We start from the raw sequence: 25,512 nt of genomic DNA, 5'->3' as shown, positions 1-25,512 counted from the left end.
TACCCAGCGACTTTAAGGATCGTCCTATCCCGATTTTTTAGGGGCTTCTTTAGAGTGGGTCAATGAGATTAAAGACCTACCTTCATCAGATTAGTCCTGTATTTTCCAGTCCCGAAGCCGCCAGCAGACTGCTGCGTCTTTTCGCGCTCATTCTTTTGGTTGGCATCCTCGGCGCCGTCTACAACTTCCTCAATTCCACCCTCAGCAACGACATTTCCCGGCGCCGCGGCTACATGAGCAGCGCCATCGCCGAGGCCCAGACCTTTTTCACCAGCCGCGAAGCCTTGCTGGAAAGCCTCAGCCTCTCCGCGGTGCGCCAATCCAAGCAGGCCCAGGCCCTGGTGTACCTGCCCTCCACCGAAGAACTGCACCTGCAGCTGGGCGATGTCGACGATCCGTGGAGCATCTGGCTGAGCCAGCGCATGCGCGAGTACTTCAAGACCAAGAAGGTCAACCTGCTGTACGTAAGCTCTGGCCCCGAAGCCCGGGTCGTGCGCCTCTATAGCAGCAACCCCACCTCCCCCAACCTGTCCGAGACCATTCTTGCCAAGCTTGAAGCGCTGCAATATGGGGAACATCCGGACATCAACGAACTATGGCTCACCGACCAGGCCACGCAGACTTCGCAGCTGTACCTGTTCACCCGGCTCGACGGGCGTGCCGAGGACTCCGGCTGGCTGGGCCTGGAGATGGATGGTCGGGAAGTCCTGGCCACGCTCAGCGACCAGAGCGCCGGCGAGTTCATGATGTTCAATTCCGAGGGCGCGCTGCTGTTCACCAATACCCCGCCCGGGCGCCTGGGCCAGGCCTTGCAGCAATTGCAAGGCAGCAACTTCTTTGGTTTTGTCGGCAGCGGCTGGTGGCCCGATCATCTGGTGATCCGCAGGCAGCTGATGACCTCCGACTGGCAGCTGGTCTACTCCTTCAGCCTGCAAGCCTTGCTGATCGCGCTTTGGCCGCAGTTGGCCGGTGCCCTGGTGTTCTGCCTGTTCAGCATCAGCCTGATCTGGCTGTTGACCCGTCGTATCGAGCACCGCTTCATCGCGCCGGCGCTGAGCCGTATCCAGGCCTTGGTCGAGAGCGAGCTGTTCAGCCGTGACGTGATCCAGACCGCTCCCGTGGCCTTGTGCGTGCTGCGCCGTACCGATGGCCAGGTGGTCCTGGAGAACACCCTGGCGCAGCAATGGCTGGGCGATGGCATCGAGCGGGAAGTACTCTGTGCCGGCTGGATCCAGCAAGCCTTCAAGAGCCACGAGCCAAACCGCTTCGACTACTTCGAGACCGCCGACGGTCGTCATCTGTACCTGAGCTCCGCGCCGACCCGTTACAAGGGCGAAGACGTATTGTTCTGCGCCTTCAGCGATATCAGCGCGCGCAAGCAGGTGGAAGCCGCGCTCGAAGAAGCTCGGCAGATGGCCGACGCCGCCAATGAGGCGAAAACCCTGTTCCTCGCCACCATGAGCCACGAAATACGCACCCCGCTCTACGGTGTGCTGGGTACGCTGGAGCTGCTCGCGCGCACCCAACTGGACACTCAGCAGCGCGACTACCTGCGCGCCATCGAATGCTCCTCCTCGACGCTGTTGCAACTGATCTGCGATGTGCTGGACGTCTCCAAGATCGAGGCCGGGCAACTGGCTCTGGAGCTCAACGAATTCTCCCCCCTGGAGCTGGTCCACGAGCTGGTGCAGGGCTACGCCGCGGCGGCATCGAACAAAGGCCTGCTGCTCTATTCCTGCGTGGACCCCAAGATTCCCGAGCGCCTTATCGGCGACGCCAACCGGATCCGCCAGATCCTCAGCAACCTGCTCAACAACGCGGTGAAATTCACCGATTTCGGACGCATCGTGCTGCGGGTCAACCTGCTGAGCCGCGACGGCGAGCGTTCCAGCATCATGTGGCAGGTCTCCGACACCGGCAAAGGTATCGCCCAGGATCATCAGCCGCTGATTTTCGAGCCCTTTTATCAAACCGGCGGCAATGCCAACGTGGTGACGGGTACCGGCCTGGGTCTGCCGATCTGCCAGCGCCTGACCCAACTGATGAATGGCAACCTGCGGATGGTCAGCGAACTGGGGCTGGGCAGCAGCTTCTCCCTGACCTTGCCGCTGGAAGCCGCGACCAGCCTGCCGGCAACCCAGCTATTGCCCGAGACCATCTATCTGGCCTCCAGTGTCCGGGAACTGGCGGAATCCATCGGCGGCTGGCTGCGCCAATGGGGAGCGCGGGTACAGCTTTGTTCCACCAGGATCGGCCCCGTCAGCGACGGTCTGTTGATCGAAATTCACCCCGGCGAGCTCGAACAGCGTCTGCAGCCTGACTGGACCGGCCCGCTGATTCTCGCCACCGGCACCGGCAATAACGAGCCGCAGGTTCGTGCCGGATGCTGGCACGTCAACCTGAACCACCTGCGCTCCATTCACCAGGCGGTCAGCCAAGCCCAGGGCCTGTGGGTGGAAAAGACGGAAATCCACAACGCACATCGCACGTTGAAACAATTGCGCCTGAACGTGCTGGTGGCGGAAGACAACGTTATCAACCAGTTGATCCTCAGGGATCAGCTGGAAGAGCTGGGCTGCAGCGTGAAGCTCGCTTCAAACGGCGAGGAAGCCCTGACGATGTTTCATCCCGAGCGATTCGACCTGGTCCTGACCGACGTCAACATGCCCGTGATGAATGGCTACGAACTGGCCAAGGAGCTGCGGCGTCGTGGCTCGTCAATCCCGATCATCGGTGCCACGGCCAACGCGATGCGTGGCGAGGAAGAACAATGTCTAGCCGCCGGAATGAACCATTGCCTGGTCAAACCTTTTGCATTACGCGCCCTGTTCAATTACCTAGCGCCCTATGAAAGAGCGAAGCATGAAGCCCTGTAGCATATTGATCGTTGAAGACCATCCTTTCCAGCATATGTACTTGCAGCATCTGTTCAGCGAACTGGGCCCCTATTACCTGGAAGGCGCCAGGGATGGCGAAGAAGCGCTGGAACGCTTGAAATGGCGCAAGTTCGACCTGGTCCTCACCGACCTGTTGATGCCGGGAATGGATGGCGTGCAGTTCATCCAGAGGCTGGCGGCCCTGCACTCCAAGCCTGCCCTGGCGATCATGAGTTCGGCTTCACGGCGCATGCTGATGAGCGCTAGCCTGGTGGCCAAGAACCTCGGGGTGAAAGTCATCGGCCTGATTTCCAAACCGGTGAACCTGGCCGCCCTGCAAACCCTGACCACCCAGCTGAGCATCGCCCAGCCAAGCTTGCCGCGCCCCTTGCCCGCCGCCATGCTCAGCCGCGCTGCGCTGGTCCAGGCGATACAGGAAGAACAGTTCGAGGCCTGGTTCCAACCCAAGAAATCGCTGTTCAACGGCCGCATAGTCGCCGCCGAGGCCCTGGTCCGCTGGATGCAGCCGACGCAAGGCATGATGCTGCCTGACAGCTTCCTTCCCGCCCTCAAGTCCTACCATCTCGAGGAAGACCTGCTGTGGCTGGTGCTACGCCAGGCGATGCAAGCCCAGGCTCGCTGGCGCCAGCAGGACTACGACATTCCGGTGTCGATCAACCTGCCGACGCACCTGCTCAACAGTCATGACCTGGCGGACCGCCTGTTTGACTTCGTCATGGCGCACCAGGGCGTACCGGCGCAGATCTGCTTCGAGCTCATGGAGTGCTCGGTGCCGCAGGACATCAGTAACTTCTACGCTGGCGCCTGCCGCTTGCGCATCAAGGGTTTCGGCCTGTCCCAGGACGACTTCGGCAAAGGCTACAGCTCGTACATGAACCTGGTTTCCACCCCCTTCACCGAACTGAAGATCGATCGAGCGCTGGTCCAGGGGTGCCATGCCAGTGAGGAGTTGACCAAGGCCCTGACCAGCATTATTGCCCTGGGCCGCCAATTGGGCCTGACCGTGGTGGCCGAAGGTGTGGAAAGCGCAGAAGAACTGGCCTTGCTGCGCAAGATCGACTGCAGCCAGGTGCAGGGGTTTCTGATCTCGCGTGCCGTTCCTTCCGAACAGTTTCAACAATTGCTGGTGAACGACGGACCAGCCGGCAGCTATTGACCGAGGACATAACCTTCAGGATTACATGCCCCACATCACTGACAAGTCGTTGTTTAAAGGTAAAGAATCCTCAAGGCCTCGATTTTTCCCGCTTTTTTGGATAACCAGTGATGAACCATCAGGACACGCTTCTCGAGAATCTGAAACGATACTCGACTCGCCTGAACAAGGGATTGTTGATTTTTCTCGGATTGACCCTGCTACTGACCGCGATCAGCTACTGGTCGTCGCACAAACTGCTCGAAGAACAACACAACACCTTCAAAGCGCATTTTGCGCGAATGATGAAAAACATCCGCGAACATGAAGACTTCCTTTGGGGCGTAGCCGTACAAAGCACCCAGGTCCCCTTCCATTCCGACGCCTCACGCACCTACCTCAAAACCGTGCCCGAAGAAGGGCCGAACAACTACCTGGGCCAGAAGTTCGCCTTTTCCACGCCCTTCAAGCTGTATGTCAACCACCAGAACATCGAACTAGGCACGCTCGCCAGGCTGTTCGACCTGGGAGAACACCTGACCGACTATTACAACGCCTTCTGGTCCACCTCCCATTACCAGTCACCGCTGTTTTTTCTGTTCGATGCCGAAGGCAACTTCAATATCGACATTCCAGCCGGCGGGCACTCACGAGACCCTCTCTGGCAAAACGACACCCTCAACAAAACGCTCGTCTTGCAGACCTTGAAGCATCAGCATGCAAAAATTCCGGCACAGACCGATGGCGCGATCGATTGGCAACCCTTCACCTCGCCGCAGGCCAACGATGCTCCCGTACGGCTGCTGGCCTATGTCAGCGCCCGGGTCGGGCCGCAATGGTCACTGGCCCAGGACATCAGCCACCCGGTCGGCATTGCGTCGCTGTTCAGCATGGACCTGGTCGAAGACATCAAGCGAGTCATGGCCTGGTCGACCTCCGACCACGTGACCCTCATCGCTCCTTCAGGAAAGGTACTGACCGGTTCCCTGCAACCGGGACTCAAGCTGCAGGACGGGCTGAACATCACCCCCGATGGCGTGACCTTCAAAGTCTCGAGCGATTCCACCGAACCCTGGATCGCTCTCTATACCCTCGGTTTCAAGAGCTATTTCAACTACACCCTGTGGCCCTTCCCGGTGCTGCTGGCATTGCTGATCGCCGGCATTGGCTGTAGCTGGCTGGTCAGTCGCCGGTATCAGTCGCGTATCGTCAAGCCGGTCTACGAGGCCTATCAACGCATCATCGACAGCGAGGCCTTCAGCCGGGCAGTGATCGATAGCGCCCCCACCGGCCTGTGCGTGGTGCGACGCTCGAACTTCAAGGTGCTGCTGGAAAACCAGAAAGCCCGGCAGTGGCAAGGCAGCGCCAAACTGCGGGCAGCCCTCGAGAGCCAACAAGCCCTGAGCACCGCCGGGGAAACCCGCCTGGACATCGACGGTACTCACTTGCAGGTTGGGTTCGTGCCCACTCGTTATCAGGGCGAGGATGCATTGCTCTGCGCCTTCCATGATGTGACCAGCCATATCGAGGGCGTGGCGATGCTGGAGCAGGCCAAACGCTCCGCCGATGCCGCGAGCGAAGCCAAGACGCTGTTCCTGGCCACCATGAGCCACGAAATACGCACCCCGCTCTACGGCGTACTGGGCACCCTGGAACTGCTCGGGCTGACGCGCCTGGATACTCGGCAACGCGAGCACCTGCAGACCATCCAGCGTTCGTCGAGCACGCTGTTCCAGCTGATCAGCGATGTGCTGGACATTTCCAAGATCGAATCCGGGCAGATGGCTATCGAGCCCCAGGAATTCTGCCCGCTGCAGATGATCGAGGACACGCTGCACGCCTACAGCGCCTTCGCCGAAAACAAAGGCTTGCTGCTGTACGCCTGCATCGACGCGGCATTGCCCGGGCAACTGCTGGGCGACCCGGTGCGGATTCGGCAGATTCTCAACAACCTGCTGAGCAATGCCATTAAGTTCACCGACACCGGGCGCGTCGTGCTCAGGGTCAGGCTCCTGCAATGCGTGGCTGGCCAGGCGAGCCTGGAATGGCAGGTCACCGACTCTGGCATCGGCATTGCACCGGCCCAACAGGAACGCCTGTTCGACACCTTCTACCAGGTACGCGACGCTTGCAGGGAGGCCGGTGCCGGGCTCGGCCTGGCGATATGCCGCGGGTTGACGGAAATGATGGGCGGCCAATTGCGCGTGGTCAGCGAACCGGGCCTGGGCAGCAGCTTTTCGCTGCGCTTGGGGCTCGATGTCATGCCGGGGTCGCTGGAAGGCTGCGCAGATATCCTACCCACCACCCAGGCGGTGTATGTGCGGGCTCCCGCCACGGAACTGGTACAAAGCACCTGCGACTGGCTGAATCGCCTCGGCGTGATCGCCAAGCCGTTGCCGGGCTTTATCGAAGAGTCGCGCCAGGCCAGCCTGCTGGTCGATGTTCTCCCCTCCGACGCCCTTCCCGCCTGGACCGGGCCACGAATCCTGTGCGTCAGCGGCGAACAGCATCCGGCGCGGTCAATGCCAGGGTGCACCGTGGATGTCCACGATGTGCGCGCCATCGCCAGGGCCGTGTCCCTGACCTTGCGCGGCAAGGCCATTGCCCCGCCAAGCCTGGGAGGTGGCCTGAACAACAGGCTCGGCCTGCATATCCTGGTGGCCGAAGACAACGCGATCAACCAGGCGATCATCAAGGAACAACTCGAAGCCCTGGGCTGCACGGTGACAACCGCCAACAACGGCGAAGAAGCCTTGCAGCTCTGGCAACCGCGGGTGTTCGACCTGGTATTGACCGATGTGAACATGCCACTGCTCAACGGTTACGAGCTGACCCGGGCCCTGCGCGAGCGCGACCGGGAGATTCCGATCATCGGGGTCACCGCCAACGCCCTGCGCGAAGAAGGTGTCCGCTGCATGGCCGTCGCCATGAATGCCTGGCTCGTCAAACCCCTGAGCCTGCAAACCCTGCATCAACATCTGTCGAATCTCTGCGCGAATGCGCCTGCCCAGGAACCCCAACCGATGATCGAGGCAACACCTCTCCCCACGAGCGGGGACACCATGATCGAGCTGTCCCCGAAAATGCGCGAGCTGTTCATTGTTACTATGCGCCAGGATATCCAGCGCGTGACGGACACCCTCGGTGCCCAGGATGCCAAGCAGCTCGCCGATCGCCTGCACAGTGCCGCCGGAGCGCTGGGCGCGGTGCAGTTGACGAGTCTGGCGAGAAACTGCGCCGAGCTGGAATCCCAGGTACTGCAAGACGCGATTACCCCCTCCGTGACTCTCGAGGTGAAAAACCTGACACAGAGTTTGACGGATATCCTCAATGCACTTGAATGAGCTGCGACAAGACTTAATGAACGCAATCCCTTCCTTACCAACCGGCGTATCACGAGTGGCTAGTCATGGAAAAATTTAAAGTAGTCATCGCCGATGATCATCCGATTGTTCTTCTCGGCGTTCGCGAGTTAATGGAGCGCGAAAGCAACTTTGAAATCGTCGGTGAAGCCATCAGCTCACAAGGCCTGATCGAGATCCTCGAGCAGCAGCCCGTCGATATCGTCATCACCGACTACAACATGCCCGGGGACTCTCCCTACGGTGACGGCCTCAAGCTGGTCGAGTACCTCAAGCGCCACTTCCCGCGCCTGCAGATCCTGATCCTGACCATGATTTCCAACCAGTTGATCCTCACGCGCCTGCACGAGCTGGGCGTGGTCGGGGTGATCCAGAAGAGCCAGCTGCACAATGAAATCCAGGTAGCGCTCAAGACCATTATCGAAAGAGGTTCTTATCAAAGCCTGGAACCGACGCCCGTCTCGGTCATCGAGTCCAACGCGAGCATCGACGACCGGATTTCCACCCTGTCGCCCAAGGAGTTCGAAATATTGCGCCTGTTCGTTTCCGGCAAGAGCGTCAGCGACATTGCCAGGAGCCAGAACCGCAGTTCGAAGACCATCAGCGCGCAGAAAATTTCCGCCATGCGCAAGCTGGAAGTCGAGAGCGACCAGGACCTGCTGACTTACTGCATCGGTCGCAACATCTTCAACTGATCGCGGCGAGCCTCGCTGCTTCCCTTTACCCTGGCGCCAAGGCCCAACCCGCAATGAAAGCCAATGACCTGTTTGACCTGCAACAACTTCAAGGTGCCTGGGAACAGGTGGAGTACGAAGACAGCGGGATCAGCAATCCGCCCGACGAACATGGTGCTCCCGGCGCCCTTACCCTGATCCAGGGGCAAGGGTTCCGTGTCGTGACGCTTGAAGGCGAGTTGCTGCTCGCGGGCCATTTCACCCTGGACACCGCCACCACGCCAAAATCCATCACCTGGATCGACAGCATGGGCGCGGACGCAGGCAAGCAACTGCCCGCCAGCTATCAATTGCAAGGCGATGACTTTGTCTTCATCGCCGCGGACGAAGGTCAGCCCAGGCCCACCCGGTTCCGCACCGGCCCAGGCGAGACCCTGCGCCGCTTCGTCCGCGTATCGCAGCACCAGGCAGGCCTCGGCGACTGAGCGTGACGGCTTGCCGTCAGGCCCTGGCCCGCTGTATTTCCCGCCCCGCCAACTCGCCGATTGCCAGCAATGCTGCGCAGTCCGCGCCATCGCGGGCCTGTACCGACATGCCTTGGATGATCGCCCCGATATAGCGGGCCAGCGCCGCGGGCCGGGTATCGGCGCGCAGCTGCCCGCTGGCGATGCCGTGCTCGATATGCGCTTCGAAGGCCTTGAGGGTACGGGCCCTCAGGCTGCCGGCAAACTCCCGAAGCGCATCGTTTTCCACCGCGCAAGCCAGGGTCGCGGTAGAGATCATGCAACCCCGTGGCCGGCCCGGCTGGCTGTATTCGTGGGCGGCCTCGCGCAGCAGGCGCAGGAAACCGTCCACCACATCCGCCTCTTCGCGCAACGCCCGCTCGGCAAAGGACCCGCTGCTGCGCTGATACTGCGCCAGCGCCTCCTGGTAGAGCTCGGCCTTGGACTTGAACGCGGCATACAGGCTTTGCACGGTGATGCCCATCGCCGCCGACAACTCCGGCATCGACGCGCCTTCATAGCCCAGGCGCCAGAACACCTCGGCCGCCTGGGCCAGGACCTGGTCGCGATCAAAGGCAATCGGCCGCCCACGACGGCGCACCACGGCAGCAGGGTTATTTATCATAATGGTCACTGTTGAAATTAGCGCGAATGCCGGTTAATCATAGCGGACATTGTGATAATGGAGGCTGCTCCCATGGATTTACCCCGTAAAGCTCTGGTTGCCCTCGCAGCCGCCCTCGGCGCCACGCTGGCTAGCGCCGCCACGCCGGACGAAGAACTTGGCCGGCGCATGGACACGGTCATCGACCGGGCCATTGGCGAACAGCGGATCGTCGGGACCGTGGTGGTGGTGATGCGCGATGGCCGCGTGGTGTACCAGCGCGCTGCCGGTTTCGCCGACCGGGAGGCGGCCCGGCCGATGACCGGCGACACCATCCTGCGCCTGGCTTCCATCACCAAGCCCATGGTGTCCGCGGTCGCCATGCGCCTGGTGGAGCAAGACAAGCTGTCCCTGGACGATAAGGTCAGCCAGTGGCTGCCGGATTTCCGGCCAAGGCTGGCCGACGGCACGCAACCGCCGATCACCCTCAGGCAACTGCTGACCCACACCGCCGGCCTGAGCTACGGCTTTCTCGAAGCCGAGCACGGCGCCTATCGCACCGCGGGGGTTTCCGACGGCCTGGCCGAACCGGGCATGAGCTTGCAAGACAATCTGGAACGCATTGCCAGCGTGCCCTTGAGTTATCCGCCGGGCTCGCAATGGCGCTATTCCCTGGCCATCGACGTGCTGGGCGCGGTGCTGGAAAAAGCCGCTGGCAAGAGCCTGCCGGCCCTGACCGAGGAACTGCTCACCCGGCCTCTGGTGATGAACGACACCGCCTTCACGGTCAAGGATCCTGCCCGCCTCGGCGCCGTCTACCGCGACGACCGTCCACGGCCGAGCCGGATGCAGGACGAGACGGCGATCAAGGTCGGCGAAAGCACCACGCTGTTTTCCCTCAAGCGGATTTTCGATCCGCGCTCCTACCCTTCCGCAGGCGCTGGCATGGCCGGCACCGCCAGCGATGTGGCGCGTTTTCTCGATACCCTGCGCCAGGGCGGCGGCCCGCTGCTTTCAACCAGCAGCGTGCAGGCGATGATGACCGACCAGGTCGGGCCCCAGGCACAGACCCAAGGGCCGGGCTGGGGCTTCGGCTATGGCTGGGCAGTGCTGGACGATCCGGCCCTGGCCGACACCCCGCAATCCCGGGGCACCCTGCAATGGGGCGGCGCCTACGGCCACAGCTGGTTTGTCGACCCGCAGGCCAGGTTGACCGTGGTGGCGCTGACCAACACCGCCTTCGAAGGGATGTCTGGGGCCTTTCCCCGGGAGATCCGCGACGCCGCCTACCCGGCGCCCTGAAGCGCGCCGTCCGAAACGTCCGGGGCATCGAGCGACCACCAGCCCGGCAGCAATTGCCGGACCCGGGGCTCGGCGAACCGGTCGTCAATCAGCATGACCACGCCCCGGTCCTGCTGGCTGCGAATCACCCGGCCCGCGGCCTGCACCACCTTTTGCAGGCCGGGGTACAGGTAGGTGTAGTCGTAGCCGGCGCCGAAAATCGCCGACATGCGCTGTTTCAATTGCTCGTTCACCGGGTTCAGCTGGGCCAGGCCAAGGGTGGCGATAAAGGCACCGATCAGCCGCGAGCCCGGCAAATCGATGCCCTCGCCGAACGCCCCGCCCAGTACGGCAAACCCCACCCCCTGGCCATCGGCGTCGAAACGCTCGAGAAACGCCTGGCGTTGCCCCTCGTCCATCCCGCGGGATTGTTGCCACAACGCAATGTCCGGGTGCTGTTCGGCCAGCAGGCTGGCCACCTGCTGCAAGTAATCGAAGCTGCTGAAGAACGCCAGGTAATTGCCCGGGCGCTGGCGGAATTGCGTGGCGATCAGCTCGACGATCGGTGCCAGGGACGCCTGGCGATGGGCGAAGCGCGTGGAGATCCGGCTGACGATATGCACATCCAGCTGCGCGGCGCTGAACGGCGACTCGACATCCACCCACACCGTGCTGTCCGGCAGCCCCAACAGGTCGCGGTAGTAATGCCAGGGGTTGAGCGTCGCCGAGAACAGCACGGTACTGCGCGCCGCGCTCAGCCGCGGCGCCAGGAAACCCGCCGGCACCACGTTGCGCAGGCACAGCTGCGACCGGCTGCGCCGGGCATTGAGCTCGCGCTTGCTGATATCGAACAGGAACTGCCCGTCGAACAGCTCGGCCACCCGGGCAAATTGCAGCGCATCGAAATAGAAGCCCTGCAGCCGGCTGTCCAGCCCTTGCGGGTAGTCGTTGAGATAGTCGCCAATCGCCGAGATACACAGCGCCAGCGCCTTGAGCAACGCGGCCGGCGCCTGGTCGTAGGCCTGGTACGGCCGCACCTGCTGCTTGTGCAGGGCATTCCATTCCCGGTTAAGTCGTTGCAGCGGCTTGTTCAGCGGCTCCGGCGCCACCTGGCGCACCGTGTCCAGCTGGTATTGGTCGAGGCTCGCGCTGTACATCGAGCGCCCACGCTCCACCAGGTTATGCGCTTCGTCCACCAGCGCCGCGACCGTCCACTGGTTGGCCTGCGCCAGGCCGAACAGCAAGGCGCTGAAGTCGAAGTAATAGTTGTAGTCCGCCACCAGCAGATCGCTCCAGCGGGCCATTTCCTGGCTCAGGTAATACGGGCACAACCCATGTTCCAGGGCAATCTCGCGCACTGCCTGCTGGTCCAGCAGCGGCCGCTGGCTCGCCGCATGCCGCGCCCCCGGCAAGCGGTCGTAGAAGCCCTTGGCCAATGGGCAGGACTCGCCATGACAGGCCAGCTCAGGGTGCTCGCAGGCCTTGTCCCGCGCCACCAGTTCCAGCACCCGCAACGGCAGCCCCGGGTTGCGCTCGAACAAGACCGCGGCGGCATCCAGCGCCAGCTTGCGCCCTGGGGTCTTGGCGGTCAGGAAGAACAGCTTGTCCAGCTGCTGCGCCGGCATGGCCTTGAGCATGGGGAACACCGTGCCCAGGGTCTTGCCGATCCCGGTGGGTGCCTGGGCCATCAGGCAGCGGCCGGTGCTCACCGCCTTGTACACCGACTCGGCGAGCCGGCGTTGCCCCGGGCGGAAGTCCGGGTGCGGGAACACCAGTGCCGCCATGGCCTGGTCGCGCGCCCGGCGATGGGCCAGCTCCTGCTCGGCCCATTGCAAAAACAGGCTGCATTGCCGGTTGAAGAATTGCTCCAGGGCCTGGGCCTCGTGCTCTTCCACCAGCGAGGTTTCGCGTTCGCTGAGGATGTCGAAATACACCAGCGCCAGGCGGATGCGGCTCAGTTGCAATTGCTGGCACAACAGCCAGCCATAGACTTTCGCCTGGGCCCAATGCAACTGGCGATGGTTGGCCGGCATGCGCTCCAGGTCGCCGCGGTAGGTCTTGATCTCTTCCAGCAGGTTGGCGTCCGGGTCGTAGCCGTCCGCCCTGCCCTTGACCGTCAGCGCGCCGAAACTGCCCTCGAGGGCGACCTCGCTCCGATAGGTCGCGCTGCGCCGCGCCGCCACCGTGCGGTGGCCCTGGATGCCTTCCAGCGCGGTGGGCGACGGCGTGAAGCGCAGGTCGAGGTCGCCGGCCTTGGCGGTGAACTCGCACAGCGCCCGTACCGCGATGCGGTAGTTCACGCGTCCGGCTCCGCCCATTGCACGTAGCAGACCGCCACCGGCATCTGGTGCTGCTGGCAGAACTCCAGCCAGCGCAGCTGGTTGTCCTGCAGGCGGTCGCCGGGGCCCTTGACCTCGATCATCCGGTAGGTTTTCTGCTGCGGCCAGAACTGGATCAGGTCCGGCATGCCGGCACGGTTGGCCTTGATGTCTTGCAGCAGCCGGTCGAACCAGTGCTTGAGATGCTCGGCCGGCAGACAGGCCAGCGCCTGCTCCAGCAGTTCTTCGCCGAAGGCGCCCCAGAATACGAAGGGCGACTGCACGCCCCATTTGTCGAGGTAGCGCTGGCGGATGGTCTGCGCATAACGCCCGTCATCCAGCTCCGCCAGGCAAGCCTGGAACAGCTCGGCGCGCCGGCTGTGGAAGTCCTCGCTCAACAGGTCCGCCGGCCCGCGCTGGAATGGGTGGAAAAAAGCCCCGGGCAGCGGCGCGAAGATCGCCGGCCAGCAGAGCAGGCCGAACAGCGAATTGATCAGGCTGTTTTCCACGTAGTGCACCGGCGCCTGCTCCTCGTGGAGATGGGCCTGCACCTGGAACTCCACCGACAGCGCCGGATCGGCCCGCACCAGGCTGAGGTCCAGGCGCAACATCGGCCGGGCACCCGCGCGTGGCGTGGCCGGGCCGCCCAGCTTGCGGCGCAGCCTGGGCAGCAGCCGCAACAGTTGTTGCTGCTCGGCCGCATTCTGCGGAGCCAGCGCCGCCTCCTCGGCCAGGGCCAGCGCCTGCGGGTAATCGCCGCTGCGCTCGAAGACGCGGATCAGCCGCGCTCTCGCCCCGGGGTCGGCGCACGCCTGGTAGATCGCGGCGGCCAGCGGCCATTGCGCGAGCCGCTCGCAATGCTGCCCGAGCAGGAACAGCAGCTTGGCCTGGCGCCGCTGCAACCACGGGTTGTCGCTGCTGAAGGCCTGGATGCTCGCCAGCACCTCGTCCAGCGCCGCACCGCTTTCGAAGCACTGCCGGCATTCCTCCAGGTACACGAAGCCCTCGACGTCGGCGCGGCTGCGCAGGGCCCGGGCGTCGTCGCGAAATTCAACTTTCTCGTAGGTAAAGATGCCCAGGTCGGCCAGCACGAATTCCGACCAGTCCTGATACAGATTGCCGAAGAACATCAGGCGCAGGCGGTCGCACAGCGCCATGACCGTCAGGCTGCACACCCCGTCTGCCAGCGCCGGGCCCCACTGGGCCAGGCTTCGCGGTTGCTCGAACAGCGGCGCCAGCGCGACCAGCCAGTCGGACTTCCTGCCCTTGGGCTGCTCGATCGCCGCGCCAAAGAGCTGAAGGATTTCCGCCTTCTGCAACAGGCCAAACAGCTCTTCCAGGGTCAGCGGCGCCTGTTCGTCGACCCAGCCCAGGCGCACCAGCGGCGCGACCGCCGCCCGGGTATCGCCGATTTCATCATAGGCAAGCCGGGACGTGCGAAAATGACAGCCTTTGCGCATGATCATGCGCACCAGCAAAGCCTGGGATGGCTGGGCCAGCGCCGAAAAGTCGTCGATGAAGCTACGCTCTTCATATGACAGCACATCGGCATAGCGCAGCTCGAGCCATGCCAGCACTTGCTGAAAGTTGTGCAGGTAATAAAGAGGGTTTTCCAGAGGGTTGGAAGTCACAGGACAAACGCGCCGGCAAAGAGGTGGATACTGGTTATGCATACAGATAGCAGTTGCCGGCCTGCCCTGGCAAACACTATTGGATAAGTGGCGTTACAGGTTTTTTTACGGGACCGCAGAACTTTCTTGCGGTTAATCACACCAAGGGCGGATAGCCATATAGTCGCGAGCCGCCATCGTGGGTGGACTCACAGATTCATGAAGAGAGGTTTGTCTATGAACGTCAAATACCTGGGCCTGCCATTGGCCGTTGCCGCATTCCTGGCACTGGGCGGCTGCGCCTCGCCCACCGTGGTGACCCTGCAGAACGGTACGCAGTACCTGACCAAGGACATGCCTAACGCCAAGACCGCCGACGGCTTCTACGAATTCGAAGACATTGCCGGCAAGAAAATCCGCATCAAGGCGGACGATGTCGCCACCGTCCGCGAGGAAGACTGACCGATCAGACCTGGTCGCCCTCAGGGCGACCAGGGTGCCGAATTCTGCCCCGGCACGCTGTTATCGCAAGAAATGTATTGCTGTTGCCCTCGCTTCTGCAGCTCGCTGCGCACCCGCTGACAACGCTCGAACTCTCGGGCCGCGGCATTATCGATGCTGATATTGCCGGTGGTTTCAGGCCGCTTGTCCTCCCTTAGCGTCACATTCGCCCAAGGCTGCGACGCCTCGACATGAAAGCGCTCGCTCGGCTCAGGCTCCACCGCCTTGCCCACTGGCGCGGTAGCCGCCGGCAGCTGGTCGGGCGTCACGCCGTAGCGCTTGAGAATCGACTGCTGAGGCAGGTCCTCGGCCATGACGCTGCCTGCTGCCAGGACCAGCGCCAGGCCGATGCCATACCTCTGGTTATCACTCACCTTGTGTTTCTCCTGCTGTTCACTGTTGCCATTGAATAAACCTTGGCCGCTGCCTCGGTATCGGCGGCCTGCCTTGATAACGCGCCAGCCCGCACGGGCTTTACTGGCCCCGCAGGGCAGCTGCGCCATCGAGCAGCCGGGATATCGGCCGCGGCTGGAAGGTATTGGAGTCACTTTCCGGCCCACAGGTCACCCTTCGGGCAAATACCGCGGCCGTTGCCGGAACTGCTGTCGGGGGGCTACAGGAAAGAAAGCGTGACCGCGCAAGGCAAGGACGCCACCCCGCGCGGTCAGTCTTCAGGCGATGGTGATGCTGGCGCCGTTGAGGCTGTCCAGGCTCACCCCGACCAGGGTCAACGAGTCACCGCCGAAGGTCAGCAAGGTATCGTTGCCCACGGTGCTGGCATGAGCGCGGTAGTCATCGTTGGCGACCACGCCCCCGACACCGAGGAACACCAGTTTGTCGCTGCTCTGGTAGCCCAGCACGCGGTCCTGGCCGAAGTTGCCGCTGAACAGCAAGGTGTTGCTGCCCCCGCCCGCTTGCAGCAAGTCGTTGCCCGCACCGCCGACCAGCACATCGTTGCCCTGGCCGCCGATCAGATGGTCGTCGCCGTCCAGGCCGAACAGCCAGTCGCCGCCGGCGTGGGCGGTCAGGGTATTGGCCGCGCCGTCGCCCTTCACCGCAGAGGCGTACTGGGTCAGGTTGCTGCCCGCCAGCAGGCCCTTATCGGTGACGCTGTGGGTCACGTCGTCCTTGAACAGGCCCCAGAGGAACCCTGGCTCCTTGCTGGTGATCGCGCCGATATCGCGGGTGATGCTGATGCCGCCGTTGGCATCGCGCATATACAGGGTCCCGGCGCCGTCGTTGGCGAAACTGAAATTCTTCACCGACTGCTGCAAGTCCAGAGTGTTGTGGCCCTGCCCGCCCAGCAGGATGTTGTAGCCGCCGGCGTCGCGGAAAGTGTCGTTGCCGGCGCGGCCTTCCAGGTAGTCGTTGCCTTGGCCGCCCTGGATCAGGTCGTTGCTGTCGGTGCCGATGATGAAGGTGCTGCCCTTGTGGGTCTCGGCGTTGCGGTTGAGGTCCTGGACCCAGGTGGTGGCCCGCGCCGGGTCCGACAGGTTGGCGACGATGATGGTCGAGTCCTTGCTCGTCAGGTCGTAGAACTTCGACTCGAGAATCCGCGTCATGCCGTCGCCGTAGCCGGTGGGCAGGTGCGACAGCCAGGTCGGGATATTCAGGATGGAGAACGGCAGCAGGTTCCAGGCCGCCGAGGCGTAGTGGTCGTTGAAGCTGACGATATTGTTGGTCGCCGATTCCTGCGCCGTGTCATGCACGCCGAGGGACGCCAGGTTGAATGAAGAGCCGTCGAGGGCGCGGAACACCGGGTCATTCTCATAGCCGATATTCAGCACCTTGTCCCCCGCGCTCTGGGTCGGCGAGGCATAGGCAATGTAGCTGGCGTCCTGGTAGAACCCCGACCAGCGATCGCCGCTCAGGTCCGCCAGGCTATTGACCGCCAGGCCGCCGAGGCTGTGGCCGCTGACCAGGATGTCCTTACCCGTCAGGCCGTTGGCCCGGGCGAAGGCCGCGACATCGGCAAGCAGCGTGCCGAAGGCTTCGCCGGCGTAATTCTTTGCGTAGTCCTGCGGACCGAATGCCGCCATCAGGTCGTTGATCACATCGCCGATGGAGTCGCCGATCACCGATTCGCGGGGGCCGCTGGTGCCGCGAAAGGCAATGCCGATGGAAACCAGGTGGCCCTGGTCGTCGTACTTGCCGAGGACTTCAGCCTGGGCCGTGGTGTAGCCGGCCTTTTCCCCGTAGTAGGTGCCGCGAAAGTCGGTCTTGCCGTCGTAGCCCAGCTGGGAAGCGCCGATCGGCGTCCAGCCGGCCTTTTGCACCGCCTCCAGCGCGGCTTTCTCCGAATCGGGGTTCCAGGGCAGCCCCGGAATCACCCCTTGCGAATCGCCGCTGCCGATCAGCCCCGTGACCAGGGTGGCCGGCAGGCCGAGACCGAAGCCGTACTGCTGGTAGCCGGCGGAAAAGCCGTTGTCGAGGTTGTGGTAGGAATACAGCGTGATCGCCAGCGCATCGGAAAACAGCGCCTTGGAGTCTTCTGTGCCGAGGTTTTTGTAGTCATACACACCCATGGTATTGCCTCTCTTTGTTGTTGAACCTTATTCGAGATAGCTCACGCGGACGGAGCGCCCTCAACAGACGCCCCGCCCTTAGTGCAATGCCTTGTTGGCGCTTTTATCTATGCAAAGACAATCCCCGTGCCGGCCAGGTTGTCCGCCGTCACCCCGACCAGCGTGACGGCGTAGTCGCCGACGCTGAGCAAGGTGTCCTGGCCGCTCTGTGACAGGTGTTGCGTGTAGTCGTAGCCCTGCCCCGCGCCCGCCACGCCCATGAACACCAGCTTGTCGCTGCCCTGGTAGCCATGGATCGCGTCGAAGCCGAAGGCGCCGCTGAACAGGAAGGTGTTGGCCCCGCCGCCACTGGAGTGCATGACGTCGTTGCCGGCGCCGCCGACAAAGGTCACGTCGCTCTTGTCGCTGCGCAGTACATCGTCGCCGGCGTGCCCGAACAGCCAGTCGCCGTCGACGCTGGCCACCAGCGCATTGCCGTAGGCGTCGCCATTGAGCGAATGGTTGTAGTGGGTCAGCTGGTTGCCGGCCAGCAGGCCCTGGTCGGTCACGCTGTGGGTCACTTCCTTGCTGAACAGACCCCAGGCGAAGCCCGGCTCCTTGCTCACCAGTGCGCCGATATCGCGAGTCATGCTGATGCCGCCATAGGCATCGCGCACATACAGGCTGCCGTCGCCATCGTTGACCACGCTGAACTTGCCCAACGACTGCTGCAGGTCGAAGACGTTATGCCCCTTGCCACCCAGCAGGATGTTGTAGCCGCCGTCGTCGCGGAAGGTGTCGTTGCCGTCGCGCCCCTCGATGAAGTCGTTGCCGCGCCCGCCCTTGAGCAGGTCGCTGCCGTCGGTGCCGAAGATAAAGCTGCTGCCCTTGTGCGGCTCGGCGTTGCGGTTGAGGTCCTCGACCCAGGTCGTGCCACGACTGGCCTCGGACAAGGTGGAGACAATCAGCGTCGAGTCCTTGCTGGTCAGGTCGTAGAACGCAGAATCCACCACCCGGTTCAAGCCATCGGCATAACCCGCTGAACCGTGGGCCTTCCACGACAGCGGGTTGAGGATGCTCTGCGGCAGCAGGTTCTCCAGGGTCGAGGCGTAGTGCTCGTTGAAGTTGACGATATTGTTGGTCGCCGAAGCCTGGACCTGATCATGGCTGCCCAGGGACGAGGCATTGAACGTGGTGCCGTCGAGCGCCCTGAACACCGGGTCGTTTTCGTAGCCGATGTTCAGCACCTTGTCCCCCGGGCTCTGGGTCGGCGAGGCGAACGCCACATAACGCGCGTCGGCATAAAAACCGCCCCAGTGCCCGTCGCTCAGTTCGGCCAGGCTGTTGACCCCCAGGCCGCCCAGGCTGTGGCCGCTGACCAGCACATCCTGGCCGCTCAGGCCCTGGGCCTTGGCGAACTCGGCGACGCTGGCGAACAACTTGTCGAAAGCATTCTTGCTGTAGTTCGTCGCGTAGCCCACCGGCCCGACCGCGGCCAGCAGGTTGTTCTTGATATCGCCCAGGGTATCGCTCAAGCCCAGCCCGCCGGTGCCACGAAAGGCAATGCCGATCGACAGCAGCTTGCCGGCCTCGTCATAACGCCCCAGCACTTCCACTTCGGCGCTGGTAAAGCCTTCCTGCTCGCCGAAGAAAGTGCCCTGGGGCCCGACCTTGCCCTGGTAGCCCAGCTGCCCGGCGGAAATCGCCGTCCAGCCCGACGCCAGCGGCTGCCCGGTAGGCGTGTAGGCGTAAAGCGTCAACGCCAGGGCATCGCTGTACAGCGCCTTGCCCGCCTCGCCCCGGTCACTCCGATAATCGAATACACCCATGTGTCTGCCTCATTCTTATGGTCATTGGCCTGCAGGCCTCAGAACTGCCAGTCCAGGGTCAGGCCGACCCCGTGGCTCTTGTCCCGCGAACCCAGCAGGCCGTTGTAGTCCAGGTTTACCCGGGTATCGCGGCCCAGCAACAAGCCGGCGCGAGCCCCGACCACAGCGGCGTTACGGTCCAGCGCAACGCTCTGTATGTTGAACGAATTACCGCCTGCAAAAGCCAGGTGCTGATCCGAGCTGGTATCGCTCAGGTTGTGCTGCCAGCCGAGGGTGCCGGCCAGTTCCAGCTGCCGGGCGTCGGACAGGGCAAAGCGTTTGCTGGCCCGCAGGCCGAGGGTCGACAGCACCGCGTCGCGGTTGTCGTCGCCGCCGTGCAACGCGGTGGCGCCGCCTTTTTCATGGAAGCTGTCGCTGCTCACATGCACGTAGGCCAGGTTGGCGAACGGCTCCAGGGCCACGCCCGGCAGCGCGACTTGCCACGCCGCTTCGGTGAACAGCTGGGTGCTCTGGGCGTCGCGCTTGACCTTCTGCCGGTCGGAGAACTCGCCGTATTGCAGGTCGCGCTCCACGTCGATGCGATGCCAGCTGTAGGAACCACCGACGCTCAGGCGCAGCGCGTCCAGTTGATGCCCCAGGTAGGCGCCCAGGTGATAGCTGTCCACCGAGGCCGAAGAATGGGTGCCGTCGCCCATGCTCAGGGAGCTGTCGCTGTAGCCGGTGAACAGGCCGAGACGGGTGTCCTCGGCAATCAAGCCGTCGACCCCGGCGAGCAGGCCGCCGATCGAGGTGGTGTAGTTGGCATGGTCATACCCGGCATCGGTCTTGCCCCATGCCCCCAGCACCTTGAACCACACATTGTTGTCGCTGGCCGCTGGCGCCGCCGAATCGAGCAGGCCGTCCTGGCGCAGGCGATCGCCCACGGCATCGCGCAGTTGGCGGCTGTCGTTGATCAGCATGGTGCCGATGGCCGGATGAATCTCCCCGGTCAGTTGCTGGAAGGCTTGTTGCGCGCTGGCGGCGTTTTCCGACAGCAGCAGGCTTTCGTACACCGCATTGCCCGCCCCCAGTTGCTCGGCGGCGGCCGCCACGGAACGCTGGTTCGGGGTCAGGCCGACATCGCTGAAGGCCGTCGCGTTGCGCTCGACCTGCAACTGCACGCCGGTGGCCGAGTAATCGAGGCTGCCGCCGATGAACAGATAGTTCGGCACCACCGAACCGAAACGGCCCGCGACGCCACCGGCCGCCTGCAGGATGTTGTATTGCCGGCCCAGCAGGCTTTGCGCTTCGCGGGCGCTGAGCAAGGTCGGGCTGTTCTCCAGGGCCAGGGTCACGTTGGCCCCTTCGACGGTGGCCTGGCCGCCCGCGACGATCTGGTCGCTGCTGGTCGGCGACAGCTCCACCGCGTAGGTCGAGCCTGGTTGCAGGACCACATCGCCCGCCACCTGCAAGGTGCCGATGGAGTTGCCCGGCGCCACGGTGCCGCCACGGTTGGCGGTCAGGGCGGCGATGCGCCCGTTGCCGCCGAGAATGCCGCTGTCATTCACCGTCACCGCCGAAGCCAGCGAGCCGTTGATGGCCAGGCGTCCCTGATTGACCAGGGTCGGGCCGCTGTAGCTGTTGTTGCCGGTCAGCACCAGGGTGCCGATGCCCTGCTTGGTCAGGCCGCCGTGGCCGGAAATGTCGTTGCGCCAGACATCCAGCCCGCAATGCACGTCGGTGCACAGGCGCTCGGTGGGTTTGCCGGCATCCACCACGGCGCCGATGCCGGGCAGGTCGACAACGAACTGGCCGGAGCCGTAGGCCCCTTCGACACGGAACTCCTGGGGAATGTCCGCCTCGGTGACGAACATGCCCGGGCCGTCGATGCCCTTTTGCAGGTTGATCATGCCCCAGCCGTACAGCGCATCGATGCCCGGGTCGCCCATGTCGGTGGCGGTGGTCCTGAGCACCGTGGCGATCTGCGACGCGCTCATGTACGGAAAGCGCTCCATCAGCACCGCCGCCGCGCCCGCCACATGGGGCGCGGCCATGGAGGTGCCGCTCTTGTTGGCGTAGCCGAGGGTCATGTCGTCCAGGTTGGTGCCGCCGATCACCGCACTGTAGATCCGCGTACCCGGCGCCGAGACGCAGAAGCTCGCGGTGTAGCCGCAGCGCGAGGAAAAGGTGCTGAGGGTGTAGGGATTGGGGCTGGCGGTGTCGGGGTTCTTCTGCAAGGCCGCGACCGTCATCCAGTTCGGCGCGATTTCCGGCACGAAATAGGCCAGGCCGGCGATGGCGTCCGGGTTGTTCAGGTTGTAGTCGTTACCGGCGGCGAAGATGGTCAGCACGCCGCTGCGCGCGGCGTCGATCGCCCCGCTGTAGGCGCCGCCCTGGCGGGTGCCCAGCAGCGGCTGGATCTGGTCGAACTGCAACTGCGCGTCCTGCACGGTGAAATGCGGGAAGGCCGGGTCGCGACCGCCCTGGTCGAAACGGTCGGTGATGCCGATGCCCCAGCTGTTGTTGATGATCCGCGCGCCGCTGTTCACCAGCGCATCCCAGCCGGCCCGGTAGACCGCGCCGTCGTTGCCGAGAATGATCCCGTCCTCGGGGCCCGGGTCGCCGTTCTCGGCGGTGATGATCTGCGCGTCGAAGGCCACGCCGTGCATCGGCCCGCCGTCGCGGCTGCCGGCGGCGATACCGCCGACGTGGGTGCCGTGGGAGCCGAGCTTGCCGTCGGAGCCGACCGAGGGCGTGCCGTCATAACGAAAGGCATCGCCGGCTTTGACCGGAATGTAGGGGTCGGTGTATTCGCGGATGCCGCTGGTGACCAGGGTGATGACCTTGTTGCTGCCGCTGAATTCCGGGTGTGGGGCATACACCGGCTGGTCGAAAATGCCCAGCTTGACGCCCTTGCCGGTATAACCGGCGGCATAGGCCTGCTCGGCATGAATCGCCCCCAGGCCCCACTCGGCATTGAACTCGGCACTGCGCCAACTGCCGGGATCGCCCGGCTTGCCGCTTTCCACATAGGGCGCGGCCTGGGCGCTGCCCGCCACGGCCAGACTGCAGATCAAGGCGCCACAGGAGGCGCGCACCAGGCTATTGGCCGCCGGAGCAGCCCCCGTAAATCTGTATTTCATCGGTACCTTCCTTAGTTGCCTTGCTAGAAATAGTTGCCTGGCCAGGAACAATTGACTGCTAGAAACACCGCGCCAGAACCGGCGCGAGTGGTTTTACCGAACCGCCGGCCCGCGAGCCTGCGGTGTCGATACCGCTCTGCCGTGCCGATGCGACCTTGCATCGGCACGACGCTGTCAGGAGCCTGCTCAGAACTGCCAGTTGAGGCTCAGCCCTGCCCCGTGGTTGTTGTCGCGGCTGGCCAGCTGGCCCGTGTAATCCAGGCTCAGGCGCAGGTCGCGGCTCAGCGCCAGGCTGGCATGGGCGCCGACCAGCGCGGCATCGCGCGGCAGCGAGGTGCTTTCGACGCTGAACGGCGTGCCGCCGGAGGCAAAGGCCAGGTGTTCTTCGGCGCGGGTGCTGCTCAGGTTGTGCTGCCAGCCCAGGGAGCCGGAAAGGTCCAGGCGGGTTTGCCCGGACAGTTCGAGGCTTTTCAGGGCGCGCAGGCCGAGGGTGCTGAGCACTGCTTCGCGACTGTCGCTGCCGCCTTTCAACGCCGCGGCATCGCCCTTCTCGCTGAAGCTGTCGCGGTGCAGGTGCACGTAGGCCAGGTTGGCGAACGGCTCCAGGGCTAGCGCCGGCAAGTCGAGGCGATAAGCCGCCTCGCCGAAGACCTGGCTGGTGCGGGCGTCGACCTTGGCTTTCTGCTTGCCGCTGACGTCGACGAACTGCAGGTCGCGCTTGACGTCGGCGCGGTGCCAGCTGTGCGCCGCGCCCGCGCTCAGGCGCCAGGCGCCCAGCTCGTGGCCGAGGTAGGTGCCCAGGTGATAACTGTCCACGGAGGCCTTGGAGTGAGTGCCGCCGCCCATGCTCAGGGAGCTGTCGCTGTAGCCGGCGAAGGCGCCCAGGCGCGTGCTGTCGCTGAGCGCGCCGTCGGCCCCCAGCAGCAGCCCGCCGATGGACGTGTTGTAGGCCTCGGTGTCGTGGTCGCCGTCGTTCTTGCCCCAGGCGCCCAGCACTTTGAGCCAGGCGTTGCCCTCGCTCTGCACCACCGCGCCCGGCACCTGCAGGCGCTCGCCGACCGCCTCGCGCAGCTGACGGCTGTCGTTGAGCAGCATCGAACCCAGCGCCGGGTAAATTTCCCCGGACAACTGCTGGAACGCCTGTTGCGCCATGCCGGCGCTCGGCGCCCGCAGCAGGCTTTCATACACCGGGTTGCCCGCCCCCAGTTGCTCGGCGGCGGCCGCCACCGAGCGCTGGTTCGGGGTCAGGCCGACACTGGCGAACGAGGTGTCGTTACGCCCGATGCTCAGCTGTACGCCGCTGGCCGAATAATCCAGGCTGCCGCCGAGGAACAGGTAGTTGGGCTCCACCGAACCGAAGCGCCCGTCGATGCCACCAGCGGCCTGGAGAATCTGGTACTGGCTGCCGATCAGGCTTTGCGTCTGCTCCAGGCTGAGCAGTTGCGGGCTGTTTTCCAGGGCCAGGGTGACCCCGGCGCCGTTGAGGGTGGCCTTGCCGCCAGCGACGATACGGTCGCTGCTGGTGGGCGACAGCTCCACGGCATAGGTCGAGCCCGGCTGAAAGGTCACATCCCCCGCTACCTGCAAGGTGCCGATGGAGTTACCGGGGGCCACCGTGGCGCCGTTGTTGGCCAGCAGCGCAGCGACGAGCCCGGAACCACCGAGCGTGCCGCCGGCATTGACCGTGACAGCCGAGGTCAACGAACCGTTGACCGTCAGCAAGCCGCCATTGACCGTGGTCGCCCCGCGGTAGCTGTTATTGCCGCCGAGCACCAGCCAGCCGGCGCCGGACTTGACCAGGCTGCCCTCGTACACCCGCTGCGCCGCGGCTGCATCGCGGGCCATGCCGACGGCGTAGTCGGTCTTGTCCTGCTGGCTGGCACCGGCGCCCAGGCCGTTTTCCCAGCCCTTGTCCTTCAGCGTCTGCTGCCAGGCCGCGCGTTCGGCAGCGTCTTCGCCCTGGCGCTGCAACAGCGCCTTGTCCGAGATGTCGTTGCTCCACACATCGCCCTGCCCGGCGCCCAGGTTGGCATCGAAGGCCCCCAGCAACTGCCCGGGCCCGTGCATGGCCCGCTCCAGGTTGGGCACGCCCCAACCGACCAGGCTGGTGGGGGCCACGGTGGGCGAACCGTCCAGCTGGGTGGCGGTGGTCAGCAGCACCTCCAGGGCCTGCTGGTTGTTCATGTAGGGATAACGCTCCATCACCAGCGCCAGCGCGCCGCTGGCGTGGGGCGCCGCCATCGAGGTGCCGGACTTGGTGGCATAGCCGCCGCCGGGCACGGTGCTGGAGACCAGCCGCCCGGGCGCCGCCACGCACCAGTACTTGGCAATGCCGCACTGGTTGTAGCGCTGCTGGTTATTCGCATCCAGGCCGGACACCGCCAGCCAGTGACCTTCCAGCTCCGGCTGGAAGTACGGCAGCGCCGCGCGCACGCTGGCGTTGGCATAGCCGCTGTTGCCGGCGCTGAAGACGTTGATCACGCCCTGGCGCGACACGTCGGCGGCCGCGTCCAGCCAGGTGACCTGGCCATAGTGCTGGGCATAGGCGGCATGCAGGCCGTCCAGGGTCTGGTAGCTGACGCCCGGCGGCTGGCTGCCCCAGCTGTTGTTGATGGCGCGCACCCCGGCATCCGCCAGGGCCCCGTACACCGCCTGGAAGTAACGCGGGTCGGGGGTCGGGCCGAACAGGAAACTGTCGTTCTTGTTGGTGTTGCCCACATAGACCTGGGCATTGAAGGCCACGCCGTGCATGCCGATGCCATCGCGGGCCGCGCCCATGGTGCCGGTGACATGGGTGCCATGGCTGTCGTTGTTGGCGTTGAGCTGCCCGGAAACGCTGAACGGCGTGCCGTCGACATAAGTGCCTGTGGCGGTGACCCCATGGAAGCGATCGGGCGAGGCCTCGCCATGGCTGGCGTCATAGCCGGAGTCGAGGGCGCCGATCTTCACCCCGCTGCCGGTGATGCCAGCGGCATAGGCGGAGCTGGCGCGCATGCGCTCCAGGCCCCAGTCCTGGGTGTATTCGGCCGATCGCCAACTGGCCGGCACGCCCAGTTGGCCGGTTTCCTGATACTGCGCCTGGACCATGCCGGGCAGCGCTACGGCCACCAGGGTGGAGCGTGCCAGCAACAAGCGGCGACTCAGCGCCTTGAGCTGATAAAAGCGTCTATCC

Annotated in this window: 15 protein-coding genes; 7 read left to right on the top strand and 8 right to left on the bottom strand. The window is 64.2% G+C overall.

All coding sequences use genetic code 11. The features are described from left to right. Positions 1 to 62 precede the first annotated feature (62 nt). From BLV20_RS02050 to BLV20_RS02030, 5 genes are all read left to right on the top strand, one after another. Entirely contained in the window at positions 63 to 2,876 is a 2,814-nt protein-coding gene (locus tag BLV20_RS02050) for a response regulator (protein WP_092296271.1), read from the top strand. Next, entirely contained in the window at positions 2,863 to 4,053 is a 1,191-nt protein-coding gene (locus tag BLV20_RS02045; RefSeq protein ID WP_092296268.1) for a response regulator cyclic di-GMP phosphodiesterase PvrR, read from the top strand. The genes BLV20_RS02050 and BLV20_RS02045 overlap by 14 nt, the downstream gene beginning before the upstream one ends. A gap of 110 nt (positions 4,054 to 4,163) precedes the next feature. Further along, the gene (locus BLV20_RS02040; protein ID WP_092296265.1) at positions 4,164 to 7,376 is read left to right on the top strand and encodes a hybrid sensor histidine kinase/response regulator; all 3,213 of its coding nucleotides are present in this window, start codon (positions 4,164 to 4,166) and stop codon (positions 7,374 to 7,376) included. A gap of 65 nt (positions 7,377 to 7,441) precedes the next feature. Continuing rightward, entirely contained in the window at positions 7,442 to 8,089 is a 648-nt protein-coding gene (locus BLV20_RS02035; RefSeq protein WP_092296262.1) for a response regulator, read from the top strand. A 53-nt stretch (positions 8,090 to 8,142) separates the two neighbouring features. After that, on the top strand, positions 8,143 to 8,553 hold the full coding sequence (locus BLV20_RS02030; protein WP_092296260.1) for a TIGR03067 domain-containing protein: 411 nt from the start codon (positions 8,143 to 8,145) through the stop codon (positions 8,551 to 8,553). 16 nt (positions 8,554 to 8,569) lie between these two features. Here BLV20_RS02030 and BLV20_RS02025 read toward each other — a convergent pair whose 3' ends face one another. Further along, positions 8,570 to 9,196, bottom strand: coding sequence for a TetR/AcrR family transcriptional regulator (locus tag BLV20_RS02025; protein WP_092296258.1), 627 nt, complete (start codon positions 9,194 to 9,196; stop codon positions 8,570 to 8,572). Positions 9,197 to 9,268: 72 nt separating this feature from the next. On the opposite strand from BLV20_RS02025, the gene BLV20_RS02020 reads away from it, so the two are divergent. Continuing rightward, a complete protein-coding gene (locus BLV20_RS02020; RefSeq protein WP_092296255.1) occupies positions 9,269 to 10,477 on the top strand; it encodes a serine hydrolase domain-containing protein in 1,209 nt (402 codons plus the stop codon). On the opposite strand, the gene BLV20_RS02015 is transcribed toward BLV20_RS02020, so the two are convergent. Both BLV20_RS02015 and BLV20_RS02010 read right to left on the bottom strand, forming a co-directional pair. Beyond that, entirely contained in the window at positions 10,462 to 12,756 is a 2,295-nt protein-coding gene (locus BLV20_RS02015; protein WP_092296984.1) for an ATP-dependent DNA helicase, read from the bottom strand. The two genes, BLV20_RS02020 and BLV20_RS02015, sit on opposite strands and share 16 nt — an antisense overlap. After that, on the bottom strand, positions 12,753 to 14,405 hold the full coding sequence (locus BLV20_RS02010; protein WP_092296252.1) for a VRR-NUC domain-containing protein: 1,653 nt from the start codon (positions 14,403 to 14,405) through the stop codon (positions 12,753 to 12,755). Before BLV20_RS02010 ends, BLV20_RS02015 begins: the two co-directional genes overlap by 4 nt. Before the next feature lie 216 nt (positions 14,406 to 14,621). Here BLV20_RS02010 and BLV20_RS02005 point away from each other — a divergent pair, with 216 nt between their 5' ends. Further along, positions 14,622 to 14,846, top strand: coding sequence for a YgdI/YgdR family lipoprotein (locus BLV20_RS02005; protein WP_092296249.1), 225 nt, complete (start codon positions 14,622 to 14,624; stop codon positions 14,844 to 14,846). A gap of 20 nt (positions 14,847 to 14,866) precedes the next feature. Here the strand turns inward: BLV20_RS02005 and BLV20_RS02000 are convergent, their stop codons facing one another. The 5 genes from BLV20_RS02000 to BLV20_RS01980 form a co-directional block, all read right to left on the bottom strand. After that, entirely contained in the window at positions 14,867 to 15,259 is a 393-nt protein-coding gene (locus BLV20_RS02000) for a hypothetical protein (RefSeq protein ID WP_092296246.1), read from the bottom strand. 297 nt (positions 15,260 to 15,556) lie between these two features. Then, entirely contained in the window at positions 15,557 to 17,410 is a 1,854-nt protein-coding gene (locus BLV20_RS01995; RefSeq protein ID WP_092296243.1) for a polyurethane esterase, read from the bottom strand. 107 nt (positions 17,411 to 17,517) lie between these two features. Next, positions 17,518 to 19,218 (bottom strand): polyurethane esterase, encoded by a 1,701-nt coding sequence (locus BLV20_RS01990; RefSeq protein ID WP_092296240.1) that lies wholly within the window; start codon positions 19,216 to 19,218, stop codon positions 17,518 to 17,520. Positions 19,219 to 19,256: 38 nt separating this feature from the next. Further along, positions 19,257 to 22,340, bottom strand: coding sequence for an autotransporter serine protease (locus BLV20_RS01985; RefSeq protein WP_092296237.1), 3,084 nt, complete (start codon positions 22,338 to 22,340; stop codon positions 19,257 to 19,259). 186 nt (positions 22,341 to 22,526) lie between these two features. After that, a complete protein-coding gene (locus tag BLV20_RS01980; RefSeq protein WP_371914292.1) occupies positions 22,527 to 25,427 on the bottom strand; it encodes an autotransporter serine peptidase EprS in 2,901 nt (966 codons plus the stop codon). Positions 25,428 to 25,512: the final 85 nt, after the last annotated feature.

This window comes from Pseudomonas sp. NFIX28 (assembly GCF_900107395.1).
Lineage (GTDB): Bacteria > Pseudomonadota > Gammaproteobacteria > Pseudomonadales > Pseudomonadaceae > Aquipseudomonas.
The sequence above is the reverse complement of the archived record's forward strand: the minus strand, read 5'-3'. Positions and strand labels throughout refer to the sequence as shown.

Coding starts and splice junctions, on each gene's coding strand:
- BLV20_RS02030 (WP_092296260.1), top strand. CDS start 8,143: ATGAAAGCCAATGACCTGTTTGACCTGCAACAACTTCAAGGTGCCTGG.
- BLV20_RS02020 (WP_092296255.1), top strand. CDS start 9,269: ATGGATTTACCCCGTAAAGCTCTGGTTGCCCTCGCAGCCGCCCTCGGC.
- BLV20_RS01995 (WP_092296243.1), bottom strand. CDS start 17,410: ATGGGTGTGTATGACTACAAAAACCTCGGCACAGAAGACTCCAAGGCG.
- BLV20_RS02025 (WP_092296258.1), bottom strand. CDS start 9,196: ATGATAAATAACCCTGCTGCCGTGGTGCGCCGTCGTGGGCGGCCGATT.
- BLV20_RS02005 (WP_092296249.1), top strand. CDS start 14,622: ATGAACGTCAAATACCTGGGCCTGCCATTGGCCGTTGCCGCATTCCTG.
- BLV20_RS01980 (WP_371914292.1), bottom strand. CDS start 25,427: ATGGTCCAGGCGCAGTATCAGGAAACCGGCCAACTGGGCGTGCCGGCC.
- BLV20_RS02040 (WP_092296265.1), top strand. CDS start 4,164: ATGAACCATCAGGACACGCTTCTCGAGAATCTGAAACGATACTCGACT.
- BLV20_RS02045 (WP_092296268.1), top strand. CDS start 2,863: ATGAAGCCCTGTAGCATATTGATCGTTGAAGACCATCCTTTCCAGCAT.
- BLV20_RS01985 (WP_092296237.1), bottom strand. CDS start 22,340: ATGAAATACAGATTTACGGGGGCTGCTCCGGCGGCCAATAGCCTGGTG.
- BLV20_RS02035 (WP_092296262.1), top strand. CDS start 7,442: ATGGAAAAATTTAAAGTAGTCATCGCCGATGATCATCCGATTGTTCTT.
- BLV20_RS02050 (WP_092296271.1), top strand. CDS start 63: ATGAGATTAAAGACCTACCTTCATCAGATTAGTCCTGTATTTTCCAGT.
- BLV20_RS01990 (WP_092296240.1), bottom strand. CDS start 19,218: ATGGGTGTATTCGATTATCGGAGTGACCGGGGCGAGGCGGGCAAGGCG.